The organism is Pseudomonas mediterranea CFBP 5447 (genome assembly GCF_000774145.1).
Classification (GTDB): domain Bacteria; phylum Pseudomonadota; class Gammaproteobacteria; order Pseudomonadales; family Pseudomonadaceae; genus Aquipseudomonas; species Aquipseudomonas mediterranea.
Map to the genome: position 1 here is coordinate 608,364 of NZ_KN322983.1, position 21,494 is coordinate 629,857.

The following is a 21,494-nucleotide window of genomic DNA, read 5'->3' on the forward strand; positions in this document are numbered from 1 at the left end:
AGGGATTGGCGGTAGATAGGGATCTTGCGGCCAGCCCGGAACCCATGTGGGAGCGAGCCTGCTCGCGATGGCGGTGGGTCAGTCGACGACAGTGTCGAAGGGGGGACCACTTCGCGAGCAAGCTCGCTCCCACAGGTTTTGTATTTCAATCGGACTCAGTCAGGCGCTTCTGGAGGAAGAAGTGCTTGTGCCCAGGCGGGTAATCGTCGATCTGGCCGATTTCCGTGAAGCCGTGCTTGCGGTAGAACTCCGGCGCCTGGAAGTCGAACGTGTCCAGCCAGATGCCGACGCAGTTCTTCTCCCTGGCCAGTTCTTCGACCTTGCGCATCAAGGCCGATCCCGTGCCCTGGCCGCGGGCCTGTTCCGGCACCACCAGCAACTCGATATAGAACCAGCGGAAGAACACCCGACCGTAGAGCCCGCCCACGATTTCATCGCTGTGTTCGTCCCGTACCAGCCAGGCGACCAGTTCCGGTACCGTTCCGCCGGTCTTGGCGGTGTTGTAGGCGCGTAGCGGGGCCAGGATGGCCTGGCGCTCCTCGTCGGTGGGAGCGTCGGTACGTTCGATTCGCAGCGTCATCGGCGATGTCCTTATTGCGGGGAGGATGAACGGCATGAGCCTACCGCAAAAGACCGTCCGGCAGTGAACGGGCGCATTTCGCAAACCGGGCCATACTTCCTTGGATTTCAAAAACAAGAAGAGAGTGGCTCATGAAGTTCGAATCCTTGACCCGGACCCTGGTTGCGACGTCCCTGACCCTCAGTTGCTTATACGTGCAGGCCGCCTCCCAGGCCCCGGTTGCCGCCGAGAACGGCATGGTGGTCACCGCCCAACATCTGGCGACCCATGTGGGCGTCGATGTGCTCAAGAACGGCGGCAATGCCGTGGATGCGGCGGTGGCGGTGGGGTATGCCCTGGCGGTGGTATACCCGGCGGCGGGGAACCTGGGGGGCGGTGGTTTCATGACCCTGCAATTGGCCGATGGGCGCAAGACCTTCCTGGACTTCCGCGAGAAAGCACCGTTGGCTGCCACGGCCGACATGTACCTGGACAAGGACGGCAACGTCGTCCCCGACCTCAGCACTCGCGGGCACCTGGCGGTGGGTGTGCCCGGCACGGTATCGGGCATGGAGCTGGCGCTGAAGAAGTACGGCAGCAAACCCCGGGCCGAGCTGATCGCCCCGGCCATCCGCCTCGCCGAGGACGGTTTTACCCTGGAGCAGGGCGACGTCGACCTGCTGGAGACGGCCACCGACGTGTTCAAGAAGGACATGCGTGACTCCGGTTCGATCTTCCTGCACAACGGCGAGCCGATGCAGGTCGGCCAGAAGCTGGTGCAGAAAGACCTCGCCAGGACCCTGCGGGAAATCTCCACCAAGGGCGCCGATGGTTTCTACAAGGGTTGGGTCGCCGATGCCCTCGTCACCTCCAGCCAGGCCAACAAAGGCATCATCACCCAGGCCGACCTGGACAAGTACAAGACCCGCGAGCTGGCGCCGGTGGAGTGCGACTATCGCGGCTACCACATCGTCTCGGCGCCGCCGCCCAGTTCCGGCGGCGTGGTGCTGTGCCAGATCATGAACATCCTCGACGGCTATCCGATGAAAGAGCTGGGCTTCCATTCGGCCCAAGGCATGCACTACCAGATCGAAGCCATGCGCCATGCCTATGTGGACCGCAACAGCTACCTGGGTGACCCGGACTTTGTGCAGAACCCCATCGACCATCTGCTGGATAAAAACTATGCCGCCAAACTGCGGGCCGCTATCGAACCGCAAAAGGCCGGTAACTCCCACGCGATCAAGCCCGGCGTGGCACCCCACGAAGGCAGCAACACCACCCACTATTCTATCGTCGACAAGTGGGGCAATGCCGTTTCCGTCACCTACACCCTCAACGACTGGTTCGGCGCGGGCGTCATGGCGAGCAAGACCGGGGTGATCCTCAACGACGAAATGGACGATTTCACCGCCAAGATCGGCGTTCCCAACATGTACGGCCTGGTGCAGGGGGAGGCCAACGCCATCGCGCCGGGCAAGGCGCCGTTGTCATCCATGAGTCCGACCATCGTCACCAAGGATGGCAAGACCGTCATGGTGGTGGGGACGCCGGGCGGCAGCCGGATCATCACCGCGACATTGTTGACGATCCTCAATGTGATCGACTACGGCATGAACCTGCAGGAAGCCGTCGACGCGCCGCGCTTCCACCAGCAGTGGATGCCCGAGCAGACCAACCTGGAAACCTTCGCCGCCAGCCCCGACACGCAAAAGATCCTGGAAAGCTGGGGGCACAAGTTTACAGGTCCCCAAGACCCCAACCACATTGCCGCGATTCTGGTGGGCGCACCGTCGCTGGGTGGGAAGCCGGTGGGCAAGAATCGGTTCTATGGGGCCAACGATCCACGTCGCAACACCGGGTTATCGTTGGGTTATTAACGGCCATTGTTCTGAAGAGGAAAACCATGAGCACCGCTTTGTTGATCATCGATGTCCAGAGCGCCCTGTGCACCGGTGAAGAAGAATGTTTCGAGAGCCAGCGCGTCATCGCGACCATCAACGACCTCAGCGCCAGGGCCAGGGCTCTGGAACTGCCGGTGATCCTGGTCCAGCACGAAGAACTGCAAGGTCCGCTGTCGTACGGCTCCGCGGCCTGGCAACTGGCCGACGGCCTGTTGACCGCCGCGGACGACCTGCGGGTGCGCAAGACCACACCGGACGCGTTCTACCAGACCGACCTGTTGTCGCTATTGCAGGCCCGGAGCATCGACCGCCTGGTGATCTGCGGCATGCAGACCGACTATTGCGTCAACGCCACGGTACGCCAGGCCCACACCCTGGGCTATGAAGTGGTCCTGGTGGCCGATGCCCACACCACCGTGGACAACGGCAGCCTGGCGGCGGAGCAGATCATCGCCAACCACAATGAGCGCTTGGGACGCCTGAGTAGTGCGGTGTCGCGGATTGATGTGGTGCCGGGGCAGGACGTGCGTCTCTGACCCGGTCTCATGTCGATAGTGGAATTGGCTGGCCCGCCATCCAATCAGGCGGGCTGGACGTACTACCAAATGGCTCGGTATCGAAACGCGATCTGATAGTCATATTTTGCTATGTCGATCCTATGGCCGAAAAAGGGTTGCAGGATCGATATCCACCCTTCGGATAAGTCAAAACCGCCATCGTAGAGCTCTGGCTCGTTTTCCAAACCCAATACGGTAATTATCGACAAGTCATCAGCCAGGTCTATCGAATACTCTTTGCCTTCGCCCGTTTCGGTTTTCTTGTTGTACCAGTCCAGTCTCAGTTTTAAACCCATTGGTCCTCACAAGTACTTTTTGATGTTGCGATTTTTTTGGGCCGGGCCCACCTGATGTCCCGTTTCGTGATTAAAAGCCCCTAAATGACTTCCGTCGCTTGCTCGATAAGCTTCCAGTTCCCCGTGTCTGGAGTCCCACTCGTAGATTGTCCTGCCTTTAAGATCAGTCCATCTCTCTCTTAACCCGGCTCCTGCTTGTTTTGGTGTTTTCTTTTTTGCCGTCTTGAGATTTGGAAAACCCGTGATTTCTTCGGTTTCTGGGGCCGAATAGTAATCGTGGTCAGCGTTACCTGCTCGTCTTACAGAGACGACTACATAAACAGGGCGAACCCCCGAGTCTGCCGGAAACACCAGAATGAAATCTCTGTACTCCGGCGGATAGATCGGATCAACGATGATGCTGTCGGCCATCGGCGTCGGCGGATAAATCCAGATAGGAGGGGCCTGCGGTGCCGCTTCCAGGGCAGGGATGCCCAAGGTGTCGGACGGATCGACGGCTGGCGTCCAGATCAGCTCGATGCCGTCGCCCAAGTCAGCGACGTAGTGCTCGGCGCGAGGAACCAGGTGAACGACGTCGACCATTTCCCAATCGCGGTTCTGGCCGGTATAGAAACCATAGCCCTTGAGGCTGCCATCGGCCTGCTGCTCGATTTGCAGGCGCATGCGGCTGCGGGCCTGCTTCAAGTTGTGTAACTGTTCTTCGGAGTAAAGGGCGCTATCGCCCAGGCTGGAAGGCCAGAGCAAGGCAACCATGCCGGTTAACAGACCCGTGACGACGGAGCCACTGACTGCTGCCCCGGTGCCGCGGTTAACGCGGTTATCGCGCCGGCGCCAATCTGCTTGAGGGGCACAGTCCCCGATGCGTCAGCCCGTCTGCCGCCGAGCCAGACCAGGTCGCCGTACTGCCTGACCAAGTCAGCCGGCACATAGCCGTTGGGGTTGCTGTAATCAATGACACCGTCGGGCAACTTGCCGCTCTTGGCGAATACGCTGCCGTTTATGGGCAGTAGCGTTTTATCGACCTTGGTCCAGCGTTCCTTTTCATAGGCGGCCTGCCGGTCAAGCATGGCTTCGTACTTCAATTGTCCGGCTTCACGCTCGGCCAATTCGCTGGGCGTCATGTCCCGATAGGTGACGTAGTGCCCATCACCGCCGGGCGGGTTCTTGACTTGGGGGATGTCTTTTTGACGTGTCACGGAGGGGCAGATCTCGTCCAATCAATGCGGGAGAGACACTAACCCAGGGACCGAGGCTGGAGCTGTAGGGACTTTTTTGTATTAGTTGTTACGTCTTCCTCAGGCTTTGTAGGAAAAATAAATGGATGTGTGACCAACGTCTTTCAGAACGCACTTTTTGATTGATGTGGTTGCATTCGTTTACTGCGCCCGAGTGCGACGATCAGTGTGTTTATTGAGCTGTTGGGCTCTGCTGGATCGAGCTACATCGTCTTGCGCCACCGCCTACAACTACGCCAGAATCCGCCGGCTTGTGCGCTTGGGAAGCGGCCTCTATCGTTTGCCGATCACTGACGAATCAGTGATCGGGTTTGGTAGCCCGGGTTTTCGGTGCACAGCGTCACCTCCTGCAAGTGCAATCATGCGCTTCGCTTTTTGGTGGCCATGCGCAGGGCTTCTTCGGAGGCGCCGGTTCCGATACCCGGTCTACCAACCTTCGTATGGCCACCGCCCTTCGTTTGGTAGCGTGAGAGTGATGGCTCCTTTTCAAAATGTATCGGAGCTTTATCTATGTTCAAAGTAACTCCCAACCCGCCAGAAGCCGACACCTCAACCTCGTACGACAAGGCTGCCGATCGTGCCCTCGACTACTACCTGAAACCCAAACCGACCGAGGCCGACTCGACATCCGATCAACTCTTTACTGTCGTTAACGGCATCGACACTGAAGTCCTGCTTGCCAATCTCAGCGAAACATTGGCCTCGGCCAATGCCATGACCAGTGATTTGGCATTCGAACTGGACGGCTCCAGACGGCACGTGGCCCTGGGTATTCAGCAACTGATTGAACTGGGCGCATTGCTGGCAAACCGGGCGCTGGATAACGTCGACCCGCGTTAGCCACCTCCGTTCTCCGTGGAGGGAGCTTGGACACGCCAGATGGCGAAACTGACCCAGCTCCTCCTCCATAACCGCGCATGCCTCAGCATTGAAAAGGCTTTCAAGGCGCCCCAAACACCATGGTCCAGTAAACCCCCGCATCGCTGCGTGAATCACTGGCGGAGGCGGCGCCCACCTGAGTGAACATCGGGTTCATCAGGTTGGCGCAGTGTCCGGGGCTGGCGAGCCAGTCTTGCATGGCCTGGTTCGGTGAGCCTTGGCCGGCGGCGATGTTCTCGGCGAACTTGCGGCCACGGTAGCCGGCGCCCTTGGCCCGGTCGGCGACGGAGCGGCCGTCGGGATCGCGGTGGGCGAAATAGTTGCCATGGGCCATTGCCTGGCTATGTCCCAGGGCGGCCGACCCGAGTGCGGCGCTCCAGCTCAGTGGCCGGGCGGCGGCAAAGCGCTGGCGACCACACACACGGGACTTGGCCCTTGCCGCGTTGACCTGGGCCAGCAGTGCCTTGCCAATCGATGACGTGTCGCCAACCGGCGCACCGCCCATGGGCTGTGCCAGTACCACTCGCCACTCATCACCGACCCGGTTGACGCCGATGTCGGCGTACTGGTTGTCCAGCAAGGCGTCGCAGTGCTCGTCCGCCAGCATCTCGAAGGCTTCTTCGGCGTCCCGCGCATCCGTCAGGCGGATGCTGCGCACGGCTTGGGCTCGATAGCCGACGTCTTTCAAGGTTTCCCGCAAACCGTCACGAAAGCCGATCGGCAGCGCCAGGCGCGAGCGCAGCACCAAGGGCGGGGAGGCCCGGACAGTGCGCCATTCACAGCGGCGGGACTGGCTGCGGTAGTCGTTGATGGCATCCACCAGTTGTCCCTCGCCCCGGGCGTGGGCAGGGCTGGCGAGCAAAGGCAGCAAGGGGAGCAGGCAAAGCGAAACGAAACGGCAAGAGCGAACGAGGTGGCGCATGGGGCGGACGGCTCGAGAGGGAGGGTGGCGCGGGCGCCAGGCCTGGCGCCGATCAGCCGCAAAGCGCCTCGCAGGGGATGGCGAGGTGTTCACGGCTGGGGTAGGACTGTGGGTTTGAAAACAAGTTTCAGAGGTGCACATAACCTCCCTGTGCGCTCCCCTAAATAGGGGCGACCCGACGCATCGTCGGGCAAAGGCTGATAACGCGGTGTCCCCAGGAATATCGATGCGCTTATAGGGGGCTGCTGTGCAGCCCAACGGGGATAAATCCCCTCGCCACAAATGCGAGTTCAGTTGTTCTCAGTCACTCCGGCCGCAGGCGCTCCGATCCGTTCGACCTTGCGATAGGTCAACAGCACGATTCCGGCCACCACGATAGCGCCGCCGAGTACCTGGCCGGGGTTGAGCATCTGGTCCAGCACCAGCCAGCCAATCAGCAGGGTCGCCAACGGTTCGACGTTCATCACCGGGGCATTGCGCGGCATATCCAGGCGCGGCACGGAAATGAACAACACGATAAATCCGGTGCCATAGAGCGTCACCAGGGTGGCCAGGGCCAGCCAGCCGGTGCTGGTGGCCGGCAGGTTGAAGCCGCCGGGGAGGGCGCCGCTCAGACCGGCGAGATTGACGCTGCTGAACACGATAAAGATCGTCAACAGGCTGCGCACCGAGCCGCGTACCTGAGACAGCTTGTGATCGGTGATCCACAACGCGCAAGCGAACGCACAGGCCGCGCAAAAAGCCAGCCCGACGCCCAGCAGCCATTGCGGGCCGACGTCCTGCCCGGACGATAACCGCGCCGGCACCTCCAGCACGAACACCAGCCCCACCAGAATCATCCCCATCAGCGCGGCGGTGCGTGTGGTGGGACGAGGGCCACCCAGTGCCCAAGTCAACAGCGCAAGCAGAATCGGGAACACATTGCCCACCAGCAGCGCCAGCGCCACCGGGACTCTCGCCACGGCCGAGTACAGACACAAGCTTTGCGTGCCGATCAACAGTCCAAGCAGCAACTGCCAGCGCCAGGCCCCCGGTGGAAGGCGCAGGCTCTGGCGCTGCAACAGCACCATCAAGGCCAGCACCAGCAGTGTCCCTCCCGAGCGCATCAGGATCGCCAGTAACACACCGGCGCCATCATCGAACGCCACTCGCGCCGCGACATGGTTGCCGGCGAAGGCGCACCCCATGCACAGCAGGACGAGCACGGCGATATGGCGTGGGAACGGAGCGGGAGTGTCCGAGGCGGCGGCGCGGGGCATGGCAGGATTTCTCAAGAGAACGGCCGCTGAAGCGACGAGCCTCGGAGCAGCGATAGGTTATTGTTGTCGTACAACACTTGGGGATTTGTACCGCATCCTGTTCGATGGGACAAGTTGCGAAGAAATCGTAGCGTCCAGAATCATCCTGAATATGTCTGTTTTAAGCGGCCAATGATTCGTACTCTGTTAAACGTGGTAAAGACGGTATTCTTGTACGATGTCTTATCACGTAGTAAAACTATCGCCCCGTCCAATAATAATCAACGGAGCGACGCGCGATGGAAACTTCACAACAGACAAGCCCCGCCGACCAAGGCCGCCGGGTATTCCTGAAAAAATCCCTGGTGGTCTCGGCCGCTGCCGCCACCCTCGGGAACCTGCCCGGGCTCACTCAGGCGGAGCCGTTGAGCCAGCGTTACCCAGACCCGTTGATCAACATCCTCGATCCCAGCTTCATGGACCTGCGCCTCTTCAACGCCAGCGTGGAAAAACTCGCCACGGGCCTGCGCTGGGCCGAAGGGCCGGTGTGGATCGGCGACGGCCGCTACCTGCTGGTCAGTGATATTCCCAACAACCGCATCGTGCGTTGGGATGAGATTACCGGTGGTCTGTCGGTGTACCGCGAGAACGCCAATTTCTCCAACGGCATGTGCCGTGATCGCCAGGGGCGGTTGCTGGTGTGCGAAGGCTCCACCACCTCGAACGAGGGGCGGCGTGTCACCCGTACCGAACACAACGGCACCATCACCGTGCTGGCGGACAGTTTCGACGGCAAGCCTTTCAATTCACCCAACGATATCGTGTGCAAGCGCGACGGTTCGGTCTGGTTCACCGACCCGCCATTCCAGACCGGCAACAACTACGAAGGCCACAAGGTCACCCCGTCCCAGCCCCACGCGGTGTACCGCATCGACGGCGAAACCGGCAAGGTCAACCGGGTGATCGATGACCTGGCGGGGCCGAACGGCTTGTGTTTCTCCCCGGACGAGAAGACCCTCTATGTGGTGGAGGGCAGGGCCAAGCCCAACCGTCTGATCTGGGCAATCGCGGTCAAGGACGACGGTACCTTGGGCGAGCGGCGCAAGCACATCGAAGGCCTGGACTACGCCGCCATCGATGGCATCAAGTGCGACGAAAGCGGCAACCTCTGGTGCGGTTGGGGCGGCAACGGCGACCCCAAGGCCGACCTGGAAAAGCTCGACGGTGTACGGGTGTTCAACCCGGAAGGCAAAGCCATCGGCCATATTTCCCTGCCGGAACGCTGCCCCAATATCTGCTTTGGCGGGCGGGAAGGTAATCGCTTGTTCATGGCCGGCAGTCACTCGCTGTATTCGCTGTTCGTGAATACCCGAGGGGCCACATTCAGCTGACTGAATGGCTTGGGCCGCGGGCCTCGCCGCCGTGGGTCGGCTCAGGACGGATCGCAACTCCACAATTCCACCAACGGTTGATCTGCCGTTGGTGGCCCCAGCCAATGGCTCATTGGCTCGCAATGTCCATTCAAACACAGCTGGTAATCCCCAGCCTGGGGTGTGCGGCCCAGTCTCAGCGGTTGCAGCGGCGGCAGTTGGCGCAGGTAGTGCCAGCTGCCGTTTTTCAGCCAGGCGCCGTCGGGAATCTCCATGCCAGCGCCGTTGCCTTTGACCCTGGCTTCCCCCAGAACCAACCCCTGCGCGGTAACCCGGTAGTCTTCCTCCCAGCGGATTTTCTCGATGGTGTGATTCCACGCCAGCGTGAAATCCCGCGGGGGAAGCTGGGCCCAGACCACACCGGCCAGGCCCAGGCATAAACCCATCACGCCAGGGCCCGTCCGATGCGCCGCGAGCGCCATAGGTGCTGGAAAATCAACAGCCCGGCCAGCACGAAACCAATCTCATCCGTCAGCGGCAACGCGACGACCAGCAAAGCGCCTGCGGCAAAACACAGCAGGCGCTCCCAGATCGGCATCTTCTGTTGCAGATGGCCGGTGGACGCCATGCCCCAGAGCCCGACGGCGAGCATCGTCTTGATCAACATGTAAGCGGTCATCCACAGATTGTCACCCTGAAGCATCAATGCCGGGTTATAGACTGCCATGAACGGAATGACAAAGCCGGCAAGCGCAATGCGCACCGCCCAGAAACTGATTTTCAGGCCGGTCTCCCTGGCGATGGGCGCCGCCGCGAAGCAAGCCAGTGCCACGGGCGGCGTGAGGTCGGCGAGGATGCCGAAATAGAACACGAACATGTGCGACACGATCAGCGGCACGCCCAATTCCAGCAGGGCGGGCGCGGCGATCGAGCTGGTGATGATGTAATTGGGGATGGTGGGAATGCCCATGCCGAGCACCAGGCAGGTGAGCATTGTCAGGATCAGCGACAGCAGCAGGTTGTCCTTGCCGATGGCCAGGATATAACCGGCGAAGGTCGACGCCACACCCGTCAGCGATACCACGCCGATGATGATGCCCACCAGGGCACAGGCAATCCCTACCGGCACCGCATGTCGCGCGCCGTCCACCAGGGCATCGAGGCAAATGGTCAGGGTTTCCCGCGCGCCTTTGATGAACCCGCAGACGATGACCAGCACCGCGATCACCGCAAAGATGACACCGATGCCCAGTTGGAAAAAACCCACGCACAGAATGCCCAGCGCGATCCAGAAGGCGCAGCGCAGGGCAAAGCTCGATACGCGCAGGATGATTGCCGAGCCGAGAATCACGATGGCAGTGAGCGCCAGCCCCACCATGCCGGAAAAAAGCGGCGTGCGCCCGGAAAACAGCAGATAGATCAGGACGGCGAGCGGGATCAGCAGGTACCAGTTGTCTTTCACGGCGCCCAGTGCGCTGGGGCATTGGTCCTTGGGCAAGCCTTTGAGGTTGGAGCGCTTGGCTTCGAGATGAACCATCCAGAACACCGAGCCGAAGTACAGGCACGCGGGAATCAAGGCGGCCTTGGCGACTTCAACGAACGGCACGTTGATGGTCTCGGCCATGATGAACGCCACGGCACCCATGATCGGCGGCATCAATTGGCTGCCCATGCTGGAGGTGGCCTCCACGCCGCCAGCGAACGCGGCTTTGTAGCCGAAGCGCTTCATCAGCGGGATGGTGAATTGCCCGGTGGTCACCACGTTGGCAATACCGGAGCCAGTGATGGTTCCCATCAAGGCAGAGGAGGCGACGGCGACTTTGGCCGGGCCGCCGAGCTTGTGGCCGAACAGGCCCATGGCAAAGTCGGTGAACAGCTTGATCATCCCGGCTTTCTCGAGGAAAGCGCCGAACAGGATGAACAGGAAAATGTAGGTGGCCGACACGTAGGTCGGCGTACCGTACAGCCCCTCGGTGCCGAAGGACAATTGATTGACGATCTGATCGAAGCCGTAGCCGCGATGGGCCAGATCGCCCGGCAGGTATTCGCCGAACAGCCCATAGGCCAGGAACAGACCGCAGATCAACGGCAGCGCAATGCCCATCACCCGTCGAGCGGCTTCGAATACCAATACGATCAGCACGATACCGACGATGAGGTCCGTGTCGGTCAGGTCACCGGAACGCTGGATCAAATCGGCTTCAAATATCCATTGGTACAGGGCCGTGGTCAGGCCGGCCAGGGACAATACCCATGCCAGTGGTTGCCAGGGGCGACCGGTGCCATGGGCGGGATAACTCAAAAACACCACCCACAACAGGAAACCCACGTGCACGGCACGCAGTACCTGGCTGGAGACAGGGGCGAACGCCGCGGTGACGATTTGGAATACCGAAAACAGCAGGGCCACGTAGAACAGTGTCCTGGGCCAGTCCCGAGGGTCGGCAGGAATGCCGGGCTGAATCTCACTCATCAAGGGTGTCCTCTTGCCTGCATTGAAGGTGCGAACCGGGAGGGCGCGGCGACGGTAGTCGCCGCTGCGTCGGATCGGCCTACAGGGCGCCGGCTTCCTTGTAGTAGCGCTCGGCACCGGGATGGAGGGGGATAGGCAAGTTTTTCGCGGCTTTGTCCAAGGTGATGTCTTTGGCTGCGGAGTGGGCGCTGCCGAGACGGGGAAGGTTTTCGAACAGCAGCTTGGTCATCTGGTAGGCCACCTCGTCCGAAACGTCTTCACGGGTGACCAGGATGTTGGTGATGGCCACGGTGGGTACGGCTTCGGTCTGGCCGTCATAGGTATTGGGCGGGATCGTTGCGCTTTGGTAGGCCGGGTTGCCGATTTTTGTCACCACCTCTGTCGGGATCGACACGTAGTTCAGCGGCATGGTCGAGGCCAGATCGCGGATGGCTGCCATTCCCAGCCCCGAAGACTGGAGCGTAGCGTCCAGCTGACGGTTCTTGATCAGGTCCACCGATTCGGCGAAGGGCAGATACTGGACCTTCATGTCGCTGTAGTTCAGTCCCGCTGCCTTGAGAATGGCCCGCGCGTTCAACTCGGTGCCGGATTTCGCCGCCCCCACGGAAATGGATTTGCCCTTGAGATCGGCCAACGTCTTGATGCCCGACTCCTGGCTGGCAACGATCTGGATGTAATTGGGGTAGGCGCCGGCAATGGCACGCAGCTTGGTCAGGGGTGCCTTGAAGCCGGCATCTTCCACGCCATTCTTGGCGTCAGCCACCGAGTCGCCCAGCGCCAGGGCCAATTCTCCGCGCCCGGCCTGCAGCAGGTTGAGGTTTTCCACCGAAGCCTTGGTGGCTTGCACCGAGGTTTTGGCGTCCTTGATGCCGGCGCTGTAGATCTGTGACAGCCCCACCCCGATCGGGTAGTAGACCCCACTGGTGCCCCCCGTCAGGATGTTGATGTACACCGGTGCGGCCTGGACCGTGGTCGTGACCACCAAGGCTGCCGCGGCGGCCAGAAGGGTGAAGCGCTTGTTGACTCGCATGGAAAACTCTCCGTCTTGTTATGGCTTTATGCAGAGCCCTTCCACTGTAGTTGAAACGGGACCGATGGCGAGTCGATAGAACCGATGTGCCTGGTCAGGCAGTGCCGGGACCCGGAGCTACGCTGCTGCCGCGAACTGTCAGCTCGAATGGGAGCAGTACGTGCTGCTGTGGGATAGGCTTTTTCTCGATCAACGCGATGAGCATCTCCACGGCTTTGCTGCCAAACGTCTCGGCAGGCTGGGAAATGGTGGTCAGCGGCGGATCGCAGTACGCCGCGAACGGGATGTCGTCGAACCCCACCAGGGAAATGTCCTCGGGCACCCGCAACCCCGATTCCTTGATGCGCTTGAGGGCGCCGATGGCCATCTCGTCGTTTTCACAGAACAGCGCGCTGGGCCGCTCGGCCAGCGCCAGCATCGCCCCGGCGCCGTCGTACCCGGCGTTCAGGGTGAAGTCGCCGTGGCAGATCAAGCCTGGGTCGATGGTCAGACCGGCCTGACGCAAGGCATCCTCGTAGCCGGCCACGCGGTCCAGGGTCAGGGGGCTGCTGCGGGGGCCCTTGATGATGCCGATGCGGCGGTGACCGAGGCCGATCAGGTATTCGGTCATGGCCTGGGCTGCGGCGCGGTTGTCGAGACTGATGGTGGGATAGTCGGCACCCTTGACCACTTCGCAGGCGTTGACCAGCGGCAGGGCTCCGGCGCCTGGAGGGAGCGAGTCGAAAGGATTGCTTGCGCGCAACTGGATCACGCCGTCGGCCTGGTGCGCATAGACCAGCGCGGCGAACTCCCGCTCGATTTCTGCCTGGCCCTGGGTGTCGCACAACAGCAGCCGATAACCCGCTGCCTGGGCAGACTGCTGGGCACCGCTGATGACCCGGGCAAAGAATGTATTGGCGATGGCCGGCACCAGGATCACCAGGTTGCCGGTGCGCCGGGAACGGAACTGCACGGCCATCAGGTTCGGCCGGTAGCCGGCCTGTTCCACCGCCGCGTTGACCTTGTCCCGCGTCTCGGGCAGTACCCGTTCGGGGGATTTGAGCGTTCTGGAAACCGTAGCCACCGACACGCCGGCCAGCCGGGCCACTTCACGGATATTGGACAAAAGCACCTCGATCGAGCGCCGGAACATGGCGGCACGAAGGGGAGCTTACCGCAGGTTGGGTGCCTCACAAACGTCCCTGCATGAAGACCATGGGGTTTGACATGCCGCAGAACTGCGCCTAGATTCCGCTGTGATGTAACCGGTTACATTGTCAACAGCCCCGGCCTGAGAGAATTGCGATGAGTCCTGTAGCACCGAAAATAAGATTGGGTTTCGTGGGCGGCGGAGAGGGCGCTTTCATCGGCCAAGCCCATCGCCAGGCTGCGGGCCTGGATGGCGGTTTCGAGTTGGTGTGTGGGGCGTTCAGCCGCGATGCCCGCAACAACCAGCAAACCGGCGCGGCCCTGGGGCTGGACGCTTCCCGCTGCTACAGCGACTGGCGGCAACTGGTGGACGCTGAAGCGGCATTGCCTGCGGACCAGCGCATGGAACTGCTGGTCATCGTCACCCCCAATCACCTGCACGCACCGATTGCCGTCCAGGCGTTGAAGGCGGGTTTCGATGTATTCAGCGAAAAGCCCGCGGCGTTGAACCTGCGTGAGTTGCTCGCGCTCAAGGACGTGCTGCAAGGCGGCGACCGCCTGTACGGCCTGGCCCATACGTACCTGGGGTATCCCATGGTCTGGCAGGCGCGGGAGATGGTACGCGCGGGCGTGATCGGCACCGTGCGCAAAGTGCTGGTCGAGTACCCCCAGGGCTGGCTCAGCCAGGACGTCGCCGGGCAGGGCAACAAACAGGCCGGCTGGCGCGACGACCCGCAGCAGTCCGGCCTGGGCGGTTGCATCGGCGACATCGGCACCCACGCGTTTTCCCTGGCGGAGTTCGTGACCGGGCAGCACGTCGAACAGCTCTGTGCGGCCTTGGGCACTCACATCCCGGGCCGGCAACTGGACGACGACGCCGCGATGCTCTTGCGCATGAGTGGTGGCGTCAGTGGCGTGCTGATCGCCAGTCAGGTCTGCGCCGGTGAAGAGAATCCGCTGAAGATCCGCGTCTATGGCGACAAAGGCGCCCTGGAATGGCGCCAGGAGGAACCGTCGAGCCTGATCCATCGTGCCCTCGACCAACCCCTGAGCATCCTGCGTTGCGGTGTCGGCCAGCCGTGGTTGTGCGAAGCCGCCACGCGCCGCATGCGCCTGCCGGCGGGGCACCCCGAGGGCTACCTGGAAGCCATGGCGAACCTCTACGGCGATTTCGCCCGTGCCATTCGCGAACGGACCGAGGGGCCCGATGCGCCTGGCGTGCCCGGCATCGAAACCGGTTTGCGCGGCATGGCGTTCATCGAGGCCGCCCTCATCAATCATCGTGGCGAGGCGAAGTGGACCGCGCTGCAAACCGGAGAATCGCTGCTGTGAATACCGCCGATCAAACACCGGGCGGCCTGCGCGGGCCGGCCATATTCCTGGCCCAGTTCATGTCCGACGAGGCGCCGTTCGACACCTTGGCGAACATCGCCCGGTGGGCCGCCTCACAAGGGTACAAAGCCATCCAATTGCCGACCCTGGGCACCCGTTACATCGACCTGGCCCGGGCCGCCGACGACCAGGCCTATTGCGATGAACTCAAGGCTATCTGCGCAGAGGCTGGTGTCGAGATCAGCGAACTGTCGACGCACCTGCAAGGCCAACTGGTGGCGGTACACCCGGCGTTCGACACGCTGTTCGACGACTTCGCCCCGGTCCATCTGCGCGGCCAACCCCAGGCCCGGACCGAGTGGGCCATCGACCAGCTCAAGCTGGCGGCCCGGGCCAGCCAACGCCTGGGGCTCAAGGCTCATGCAACCTTTTCCGGCGCGCTGTTGTGGCCGTACATGTACCCCTGGCCACAACGCCCGAGCGGGCTTGTCGAGCAAGGGTTCGCCGAGCTGGCCCGGCGCTGGTTGCCGATTCTCGATTGCTTCGAGGCGGCCGGGGTGGACCTGTGCTACGAAATCCACCCCGGCGAAGACCTCCACGACGGCGCCTCGTTCGAGCGCTTCCTGGAAGCGGTCGATCAGCACCCACGGGCGGCCATCCTCTACGACCCCAGCCACCTGCTGCTGCAACAGATGGACTACCTGGGTTTCATCGACCGCTACCACGCACGCATCCGCATGTTCCACGTCAAGGATGCCGAGTTCCGCCCCGATGCCCGGTCCGGAGTGTACGGCGGCTACCAGGGCTGGGTGGATCGCCCCGGCCGGTTCCGCTCCCTGGGCGACGGGCAGATCGATTTCAAATCGATCTTCAGCAAATTGACCCAGTACGACTTCAGCGGCTGGGCGGTGCTGGAGTGGGAGTGCTGCCTGAAGGATTCGCAACAGGGCGCCGCCGAAGGAGCGGCGTTCATCGAGCGGCACATGATCCGCAAGACTCGCAAGGCGTTCGATGATTTTGCCGGGGTGACGGCGGATGAGGCGTCCAATCGGCGGCTGTTGGGGCTGCCGAGGTAACCGATACCAAAAGAACTGTGGCAAGGGAGTTCATTGTGGGAGCAAGGCTTGCCCGCGATAAAGCCGACGCGGTCCTTAGAAAAATGAGGCGCCTGCATCGCGGGCAAGCCTTGCTCCCACAAATGCTCTCTCTCAACAAAAAGCTTTTTCCCAACGGGCTGGCCTACAAGAACAACAAACAGACGGTGACTGTCATGACTTTGATGAACGCACGCTTGAGCGTGATGATGTTCCTGCAGTTCTTTATCTGGGGTGGCTGGTTCGTCACCCTCGGGACCTTTCTTTCCAGCACCCTGGGCGCCAGCGGCGGGCAGGTCGGCATGGCGTTTTCCACCCAGTCCTGGGGCGCGATCATCGCGCCGTTCGTGATCGGCCTGATCGCCGACCGCTACTTCAATGCCGAACGCATCCTGGCGGTGCTGCACCTGCTGGGCGCGGTGCTGCTGTATCAGCTGTATTCGGCGCAAGATTTCAGTGGCTTCTATCCCTTCGTGCTGGCGTACATGGTGGTCTACATGCCGACCCTGGCCCTGGTCAATTCCGTGGCGTTCCGGCAGATGCGCGATCCGGCGCTGGAATTCTCCCGTGTGCGGGTGTGGGGCACTATCGGCTGGATTGTCGCCGGCGTGGTCATCAGTTTTGTGTTCGCCTGGGATTCACGGGAAGCCATTGCGGCGGGCGGTTTGCGCAATACCTTCCTGATGGCGGCGATCGCTTCGCTGGCCTTGGGCATCTACAGCCTCACGCTGCCGGCCACGGCGCCGCTCAAGGCCGAAGCCGGTGGCGGCATCAGGCAACTGCTTGGCCTGGATGCCCTGGGGCTGCTCAAGGACCGCAGTTACCTGGTGTTCTTCATCGCCTCGATCCTGATCTGCATTCCGCTGGCGTTCTATTACCAGAACGCCAACCCGTTCCTGGCCGAAACCGGCATGACCAACCCCACGGCGAAGATGGCCATCGGGCAAGTGTCCGAGGTGCTGTTCATGCTGCTGTTGCCGCTGTTCATCCAGCGCTTCGGGATCAAGTTGGCGTTGTTGGTGGGGATGCTGGCGTGGGCGTTGCGCTACCTGCTGTTCGCCTACGGCAACAACGGTGACCTGGCGTTCATGCTGTTTACCGGCATTGCCCTGCATGGCATCTGCTACGACTTCTTTTTTGTCTCGGGACAGATCTACACCGACGCCAAGGCGCCGGAGCATCTGCGCAGTTCAGCCCAAGGGTTGATTACCCTGGCGACCTATGGCCTGGGCATGTTGATCGGCTTCCGGGTGGCGGGGCAGGTCACCGATCATTTTGCCGAGGCGGGCGCTCATGACTGGACCAGCATCTGGCTGTTCCCGGCCGGTTTTGCACTGCTGGTGCTGGTCTGCTTCCTGTTTGCCTTCAGCGGCCGCCAAGCGGTAGCCGTCCCCTCAAAAGGCTGAAATGCGGGCCTCGGGCTGGACGTCGGTCACAGATGACTGACGTCCAGTTTGGTGTAGGTCACTTTTCCACCTTCGCTGGCATAGCCGACGTTGTCCAGGGTGTAGACGCCCGCCTTGAAGTAGAAGTTATAGCCATACCAGGACGGGTCCAGCTTCACCTGTTTGCCGAGGTTGTTGATCAGCACGGAGACCTTGCCCTGTTTGTCCATCTGCAAGGAATAGGTGAAGACTTTGTTCAAAGCAACGTTCGGCACGGTGAACATCACCGGGCTTTTCGCATCCTTGGGCTTGACCCGGTATTCGACATCCAGGTTGCCGACACCCTTGGTGAAGCGGTAGACGAGCTTGAGCAGGGGGGCGGGCGCATCCTTGGCGTGGATCTGCGCGACGACCACGCGACCGGCCGAGGGCACCTGGTTCACGGCCAGGGTGCCTTTGAGGGTATTGATCCCGCTGTTGTAGCGCCAATTGCGCAGCTTGCCGTCCTTCGAGGTTTCCCGCAGTTCGGAGCGCGGGAACTCGCTTTTACCCGTGTGGGAGCCGGTCACCGGGGCCCAGAACACGATCTTGTCGCCGGTGTTGGTGAAGTACTGGTTGCGCAGGGTCGGAACCGCTTTGGTCGCAATGGTCAGGGCCGGGGTTTGTATCGGCAGGGTGATGTTCCAGACAGTCAGGTCAATCATGGTCAAGCGCTCCAACGGTACAGCCGGTTCAGATCGGTGTCAGCCGGCAAGGGCAGGATTTGCCTTCCGTGGCGCAATCGTCTGGTTATCGACGCGGCGCTGATTCGCTGGAGGGGGCAGGAGGAGCAACTGACGAATGGCTCTAGCTGGAGGGTTCAGCGTGGGGCTGGGTGTCGCGCGTAGATAATGTCAATTTGATGTTGATCGGGTAGAGTACGCGCCGCCCGAGAGATGGATCCCGGGCGTTTCCCCATGGAGTAGTCAATGAAAAGTTTCAGCAAAGTTGTCGCCACCGCACTGTTCGGCCTGGTCCTGGCGGGTTGCACCGGCACCCCGATGAAGACCCAGCAGTACGACAGCAGCCAGTACACCGTTGTCGGCCACAGTGAAGCGAAGGCCACCGGCCTGCTGCTGTTCGGGGTGATCCCGATCCGCCAGAACAACCGTTTCGTACGCGCGCAGACCGCCGCGATCCAGGCCAAGGGCGGCGACGCGATGATCAACACCCAAGTGCAGGAAAACTGGTTCTGGGCCTGGGTCCTGACCGGTTACACCACGTCGGTGTCCGGGGATGTGGTCAAGCTGAAGAACGTTCAGTAAAAAGCTCATTGAGCTCCCTCGCCACAAAAAGCCATCCCATGGCTGTGCTATCGATCGTTCCCACGCTCTGCGTGGGAACGCCGCCCGGGACGCTCCGCGTTCCGTTCTGATCGGTAGACGTGCCGGTCAATGCCCACCAACCACCATACGACTGAATGGCTCCACATACGCCTGCAGCGTCACCAGCCCGCCCACCAGGATCGCCAGCACCACCGAGTGGAAAAACACGTAGCGCAGGATTTCCCCTTCATGGCCATACCAACGGGTGGCGGTGGAGGCGACCACGATCGATTGGGCATCGACCATCTTGCCCATGACCCCGCCGGAGCTGTTGGCGGCGGCCATCAACACCGGGCTCAGACCCAACTGCTCTGACGTCACCCGTTGCAGGCCGCCAAACAGCACGTTGGAAGCGGTGTCCGAGCCAGTCAAAGCTACGCCGAGCCAGCCCAGCAGGGTGCCGAACATGGGGTAGAAAATGCCCGTGGCGGCGAAGGCCAGGCCCATGGTGGCGTCCAGGCCCGAATAGCGCGTCAGGAATCCCAGCGCGAGCATCGCGACGATGGTGATCAGTGAGTAACGCACCACCCACAGCGTTCGCAGGTACTGGCGCAGCAGTTGCGGGATCGAGTAGCCCATCAGCAACCCACCGAGAATCGCCGCCAGGAAGATGCCGCTGCCGGTGGCGGTGAACCAGTTGAACTTGTAGATCGCTTCCTCGGTTTTAGGCTGCGGCACCACGGGCGGGACTTTCTCGATCTGCTGGTGCAGGGTGCTGAAGGTCACCATGGGCGAGAACAGCGGATTCGCCTCGCGCATCGGCTTGCCTTGGGGGTCGAGTCTGGCCGACTGGGTCTGTGGGTCGATCGCCGGGCGGGTATCGAACAGGTTCTTGAAGCCCTGGGTACCCCAGGCGAACACGAACACCGTGAGGATGATCCACGGCATCCAGGCTCGCAGCACCGCCGGCCGGCTGTCGCTGGAAAACGCCGTGCCGGTCGCCGGCGGCTGTTCTTCGCTGGCATCGATCTTCGAATCGTCATGACGCCCCGACAACGCCGCGGATGTATGCACCGTGGCCGGTTTCCAGACCTTGAGGAACCCGGCAAGGCAGGCCATGGAAATCAGCGCGGCAATCACATCCACCAGCATCGGCCCGTGGTAGTTGGAGACCACGAACTGCGGGATGGCGAAGCTGACGCCGGCTACCAGGATCGCCGGCCAGACCTCCAGCATCTTGCGCCAGCCGGCGAAGGCCCAGATCAGCCAGAACGGCACGATCACCGAAAAGAACGGCAACTGCCGGCCGACCATCATCGACAGCTCCATTTCATCCAGCCCGGTGACCTTGGCCAGGGTGATGACGGGAGTGCCCAAGGCGCCGAACGCCACCGGCGCGGTGTTGGCGATCAGCGCCAGGCCCGAGGCGGCCAGCGGTGAGAAACCCAGCCCGATCAGGATCGCCCCGGTCACCGCCACCGGCGTACCGAAGCCCGCCGCCCCCTCGAAAAACGCCCCGAAACAGAAGGCGATCAGCAGCAGTTGCAGGCGCCGGTCGTCGGTGATGCGCGCCAGGGAATCCTGCAGGACCTTGAACGAACCGTTTTCGGTGGTCAGCCGATGCAGGAAGATGATGTTGAGGACAATCCAGCCAATCGGCAGCAACCCATTGGCCGCGCCATAAAGCGCCGCCGAACCGGCCATGCCGGCCGGCATGCCGAAGGCGAAGATTGCGATCAGCAGCGCCGACGCCAGGGCCAGCAACGCCGCCAGGTGGGCCTTGATATGAAAGAACGCCAGGGACGCCAGCATCACCACCACCGGGACCGCCGCCAGGAGCGTCGACAGCACCGCATTACCGAAGGGATCGTAGACTTGTTGCCAGACCATGTTCCACCTCTGCTTTTTATTGTTGGAAGTGCAGGCCCCAGGGGGGATTGGCAGAAGAGTATAGGCGGGGATCGGCCAGGGCATGGGGCATGCCCTGGCCGATGAGCAGGCTGGACACCTGTGGCGAGGTGTGCTGGTTAACGCGCGTCGGTGCGGCCACCTTCTTCCAGTCGAAGCTCAAGGCTCAAGTCATCGCAGCTTTGCGCCCAGGCCGTCAGCCACTGCGGCATGGCCGGCGACTGTTCGGCCAAGCCCAGTTCGCGGACAAACTCACCCGGTGCCACCGTGCCTTTGGCCGAGCGGAACAGACCACGCATGATCACCACCCCGACCACACGCCCGCGACTCATGAAACGGTGCTCCATGACGGTCCATTTGTCATCCCAGCCGAGCAGCCGGGTATGCACCTCGAACGCTTCGAACAGCTTCAATTCCCGCCGGAACTTGCCCCAGACATCCCCCACGATGGGCACCGCCCGGTTGCGCAGCGCCACTTTGTAGGCGCCGCTGCGCAGCACGTAATCCATGCGGCCAACGTCGGCCAGGGTGAAGTAGCGGCCGTTGGTGACATGGCGGTTGAGGTCCAGGTCCAGCGGCCATACGCGCATGCGCACCACGGTAGTGTCCAGAGGGCCGATCAGCTTGCGCCAGGGACGACGAAACAGCATCAGCAACAGTCGGAACCAGAGATTCATGAAAACACCGCAAGGGAAAAAAAGCCCACTTTAGACAGGTGCAGTGGCCTGGGCCAGGTGCGTAAATGACTGTTTTCCCGGAAAACGCGCACTTGGGACATGTTTGAATGCCCGGTCGCTCATACCCAGGTATGAACCGCTAGCACCGATGTAGAAATGCCCCTCGTGAGCCGGTCCTTTACAGTGCATGACCCGTGCATCCG

General features: G+C 61.8%; 19 protein-coding genes and 1 pseudogene. 8 read left to right on the plus strand and 12 right to left on the minus strand.

Features of this window, described 5'->3' with window-relative positions; genetic code table 11:
- Positions 1 to 145: 145 nt before the first annotated feature.
- Complete coding sequence (locus N005_RS08295; protein ID WP_047700733.1) at positions 146 to 580, minus strand: GNAT family N-acetyltransferase; 435 nt, start codon at positions 578 to 580, stop codon at positions 146 to 148.
- A gap of 131 nt (positions 581 to 711) precedes the next feature.
- Here N005_RS08295 and ggt point away from each other — a divergent pair, with 131 nt between their 5' ends.
- Together ggt and N005_RS08305 are read left to right on the plus strand one after the other, a co-directional pair.
- Positions 712 to 2,439 (plus strand): gamma-glutamyltransferase, encoded by a 1,728-nt coding sequence (ggt, locus tag N005_RS08300; protein ID WP_047700734.1) that lies wholly within the window; start codon positions 712 to 714, stop codon positions 2,437 to 2,439.
- A 26-nt stretch (positions 2,440 to 2,465) separates the two neighbouring features.
- Complete coding sequence (locus N005_RS08305; RefSeq protein ID WP_047700735.1) at positions 2,466 to 2,999, plus strand: cysteine hydrolase family protein; 534 nt, start codon at positions 2,466 to 2,468, stop codon at positions 2,997 to 2,999.
- 62 nt (positions 3,000 to 3,061) lie between these two features.
- Here N005_RS08305 and N005_RS08310 read toward each other — a convergent pair whose 3' ends face one another.
- Together N005_RS08310 and N005_RS08315 are read right to left on the minus strand one after the other, a co-directional pair.
- Positions 3,062 to 3,316: a colicin E3-like toxin immunity protein gene (locus tag N005_RS08310; RefSeq protein ID WP_047700736.1), complete on the minus strand. Its 255-nt coding sequence runs from the start codon at positions 3,314 to 3,316 to the stop codon at positions 3,062 to 3,064.
- A gap of 6 nt (positions 3,317 to 3,322) precedes the next feature.
- Positions 3,323 to 4,512 (minus strand): annotated as a pseudogene (locus N005_RS08315) (S-type pyocin domain-containing protein).
- A 549-nt stretch (positions 4,513 to 5,061) separates the two neighbouring features.
- Here N005_RS08315 and N005_RS08320 point away from each other — a divergent pair.
- Complete coding sequence (locus N005_RS08320; RefSeq protein WP_047700737.1) at positions 5,062 to 5,391, plus strand: DUF6124 family protein; 330 nt, start codon at positions 5,062 to 5,064, stop codon at positions 5,389 to 5,391.
- Between the two features lie 100 nt (positions 5,392 to 5,491).
- Here the strand turns inward: N005_RS08320 and N005_RS08325 are convergent, their stop codons facing one another.
- A complete protein-coding gene (locus tag N005_RS08325) occupies positions 5,492 to 6,352 on the minus strand; it encodes a CAP domain-containing protein (RefSeq protein ID WP_047700738.1) in 861 nt (286 codons plus the stop codon).
- 290 nt (positions 6,353 to 6,642) lie between these two features.
- On the minus strand, positions 6,643 to 7,611 hold the full coding sequence (locus N005_RS08330) for an EamA family transporter (RefSeq protein ID WP_047700739.1): 969 nt from the start codon (positions 7,609 to 7,611) through the stop codon (positions 6,643 to 6,645).
- Between the two features lie 278 nt (positions 7,612 to 7,889).
- Between N005_RS08330 and N005_RS08335 the strand changes: the two genes are divergently transcribed.
- Entirely contained in the window at positions 7,890 to 8,981 is a 1,092-nt protein-coding gene (locus tag N005_RS08335; protein WP_047700740.1) for an SMP-30/gluconolactonase/LRE family protein, read from the plus strand.
- 41 nt (positions 8,982 to 9,022) lie between these two features.
- On the opposite strand, the gene N005_RS08340 is transcribed toward N005_RS08335, so the two are convergent.
- The 4 genes from N005_RS08340 to N005_RS08355 form a co-directional block, all read right to left on the minus strand.
- On the minus strand, positions 9,023 to 9,409 hold the full coding sequence (locus tag N005_RS08340) for a DUF1850 domain-containing protein (RefSeq protein ID WP_047701027.1): 387 nt from the start codon (positions 9,407 to 9,409) through the stop codon (positions 9,023 to 9,025).
- Positions 9,406 to 11,433, minus strand: a complete 2,028-nt coding sequence (locus N005_RS08345) for a TRAP transporter permease (protein ID WP_047700741.1) — start codon at positions 11,431 to 11,433, stop codon at positions 9,406 to 9,408. The genes N005_RS08340 and N005_RS08345 overlap by 4 nt, the downstream gene beginning before the upstream one ends.
- Positions 11,434 to 11,512: 79 nt before the next feature.
- Positions 11,513 to 12,463, minus strand: coding sequence for a TAXI family TRAP transporter solute-binding subunit (locus N005_RS08350; protein ID WP_047700742.1), 951 nt, complete (start codon positions 12,461 to 12,463; stop codon positions 11,513 to 11,515).
- A gap of 94 nt (positions 12,464 to 12,557) precedes the next feature.
- Positions 12,558 to 13,568: a LacI family DNA-binding transcriptional regulator gene (locus N005_RS08355; RefSeq protein ID WP_047701028.1), complete on the minus strand. Its 1,011-nt coding sequence runs from the start codon at positions 13,566 to 13,568 to the stop codon at positions 12,558 to 12,560.
- 179 nt (positions 13,569 to 13,747) lie between these two features.
- On the opposite strand from N005_RS08355, the gene N005_RS08360 reads away from it, so the two are divergent.
- The 3 genes from N005_RS08360 to N005_RS08370 all read left to right on the plus strand — a co-directional run bounded on the left by N005_RS08360 (position 13,748) and on the right by N005_RS08370 (position 17,423).
- Positions 13,748 to 14,923: a Gfo/Idh/MocA family protein gene (locus N005_RS08360; protein ID WP_047700743.1), complete on the plus strand. Its 1,176-nt coding sequence runs from the start codon at positions 13,748 to 13,750 to the stop codon at positions 14,921 to 14,923.
- Positions 14,920 to 15,999, plus strand: coding sequence for a sugar phosphate isomerase/epimerase family protein (locus N005_RS08365; protein ID WP_047700744.1), 1,080 nt, complete (start codon positions 14,920 to 14,922; stop codon positions 15,997 to 15,999). Before N005_RS08360 ends, N005_RS08365 begins: the two co-directional genes overlap by 4 nt.
- 194 nt (positions 16,000 to 16,193) lie before the next feature.
- Positions 16,194 to 17,423 carry a nucleoside permease gene (locus tag N005_RS08370; RefSeq protein WP_047701029.1) on the plus strand — a complete coding sequence of 410 codons (1,230 nt, stop codon included), beginning with the start codon at positions 16,194 to 16,196 and terminating at the stop codon, positions 17,421 to 17,423.
- Between the two features lie 26 nt (positions 17,424 to 17,449).
- On the opposite strand, the gene N005_RS08375 is transcribed toward N005_RS08370, so the two are convergent.
- Complete coding sequence (locus N005_RS08375; protein WP_047700745.1) at positions 17,450 to 18,106, minus strand: polysaccharide lyase family 7 protein; 657 nt, start codon at positions 18,104 to 18,106, stop codon at positions 17,450 to 17,452.
- Positions 18,107 to 18,370: 264 nt separating this feature from the next.
- On the opposite strand from N005_RS08375, the gene N005_RS08380 reads away from it, so the two are divergent.
- Positions 18,371 to 18,706 carry a lipoprotein gene (locus tag N005_RS08380; RefSeq protein WP_047700746.1) on the plus strand — a complete coding sequence of 112 codons (336 nt, stop codon included), beginning with the start codon at positions 18,371 to 18,373 and terminating at the stop codon, positions 18,704 to 18,706.
- Positions 18,707 to 18,832: 126 nt separating this feature from the next.
- On the opposite strand, the gene N005_RS08385 is transcribed toward N005_RS08380, so the two are convergent.
- Both N005_RS08385 and N005_RS08390 read right to left on the minus strand, forming a co-directional pair.
- Positions 18,833 to 20,596: an L-lactate permease gene (locus tag N005_RS08385; RefSeq protein WP_047700747.1), complete on the minus strand. Its 1,764-nt coding sequence runs from the start codon at positions 20,594 to 20,596 to the stop codon at positions 18,833 to 18,835.
- A 137-nt stretch (positions 20,597 to 20,733) separates the two neighbouring features.
- Positions 20,734 to 21,291, minus strand: coding sequence for a thioesterase family protein (locus tag N005_RS08390; protein ID WP_047700748.1), 558 nt, complete (start codon positions 21,289 to 21,291; stop codon positions 20,734 to 20,736).
- Positions 21,292 to 21,494 lie beyond the last annotated feature (203 nt).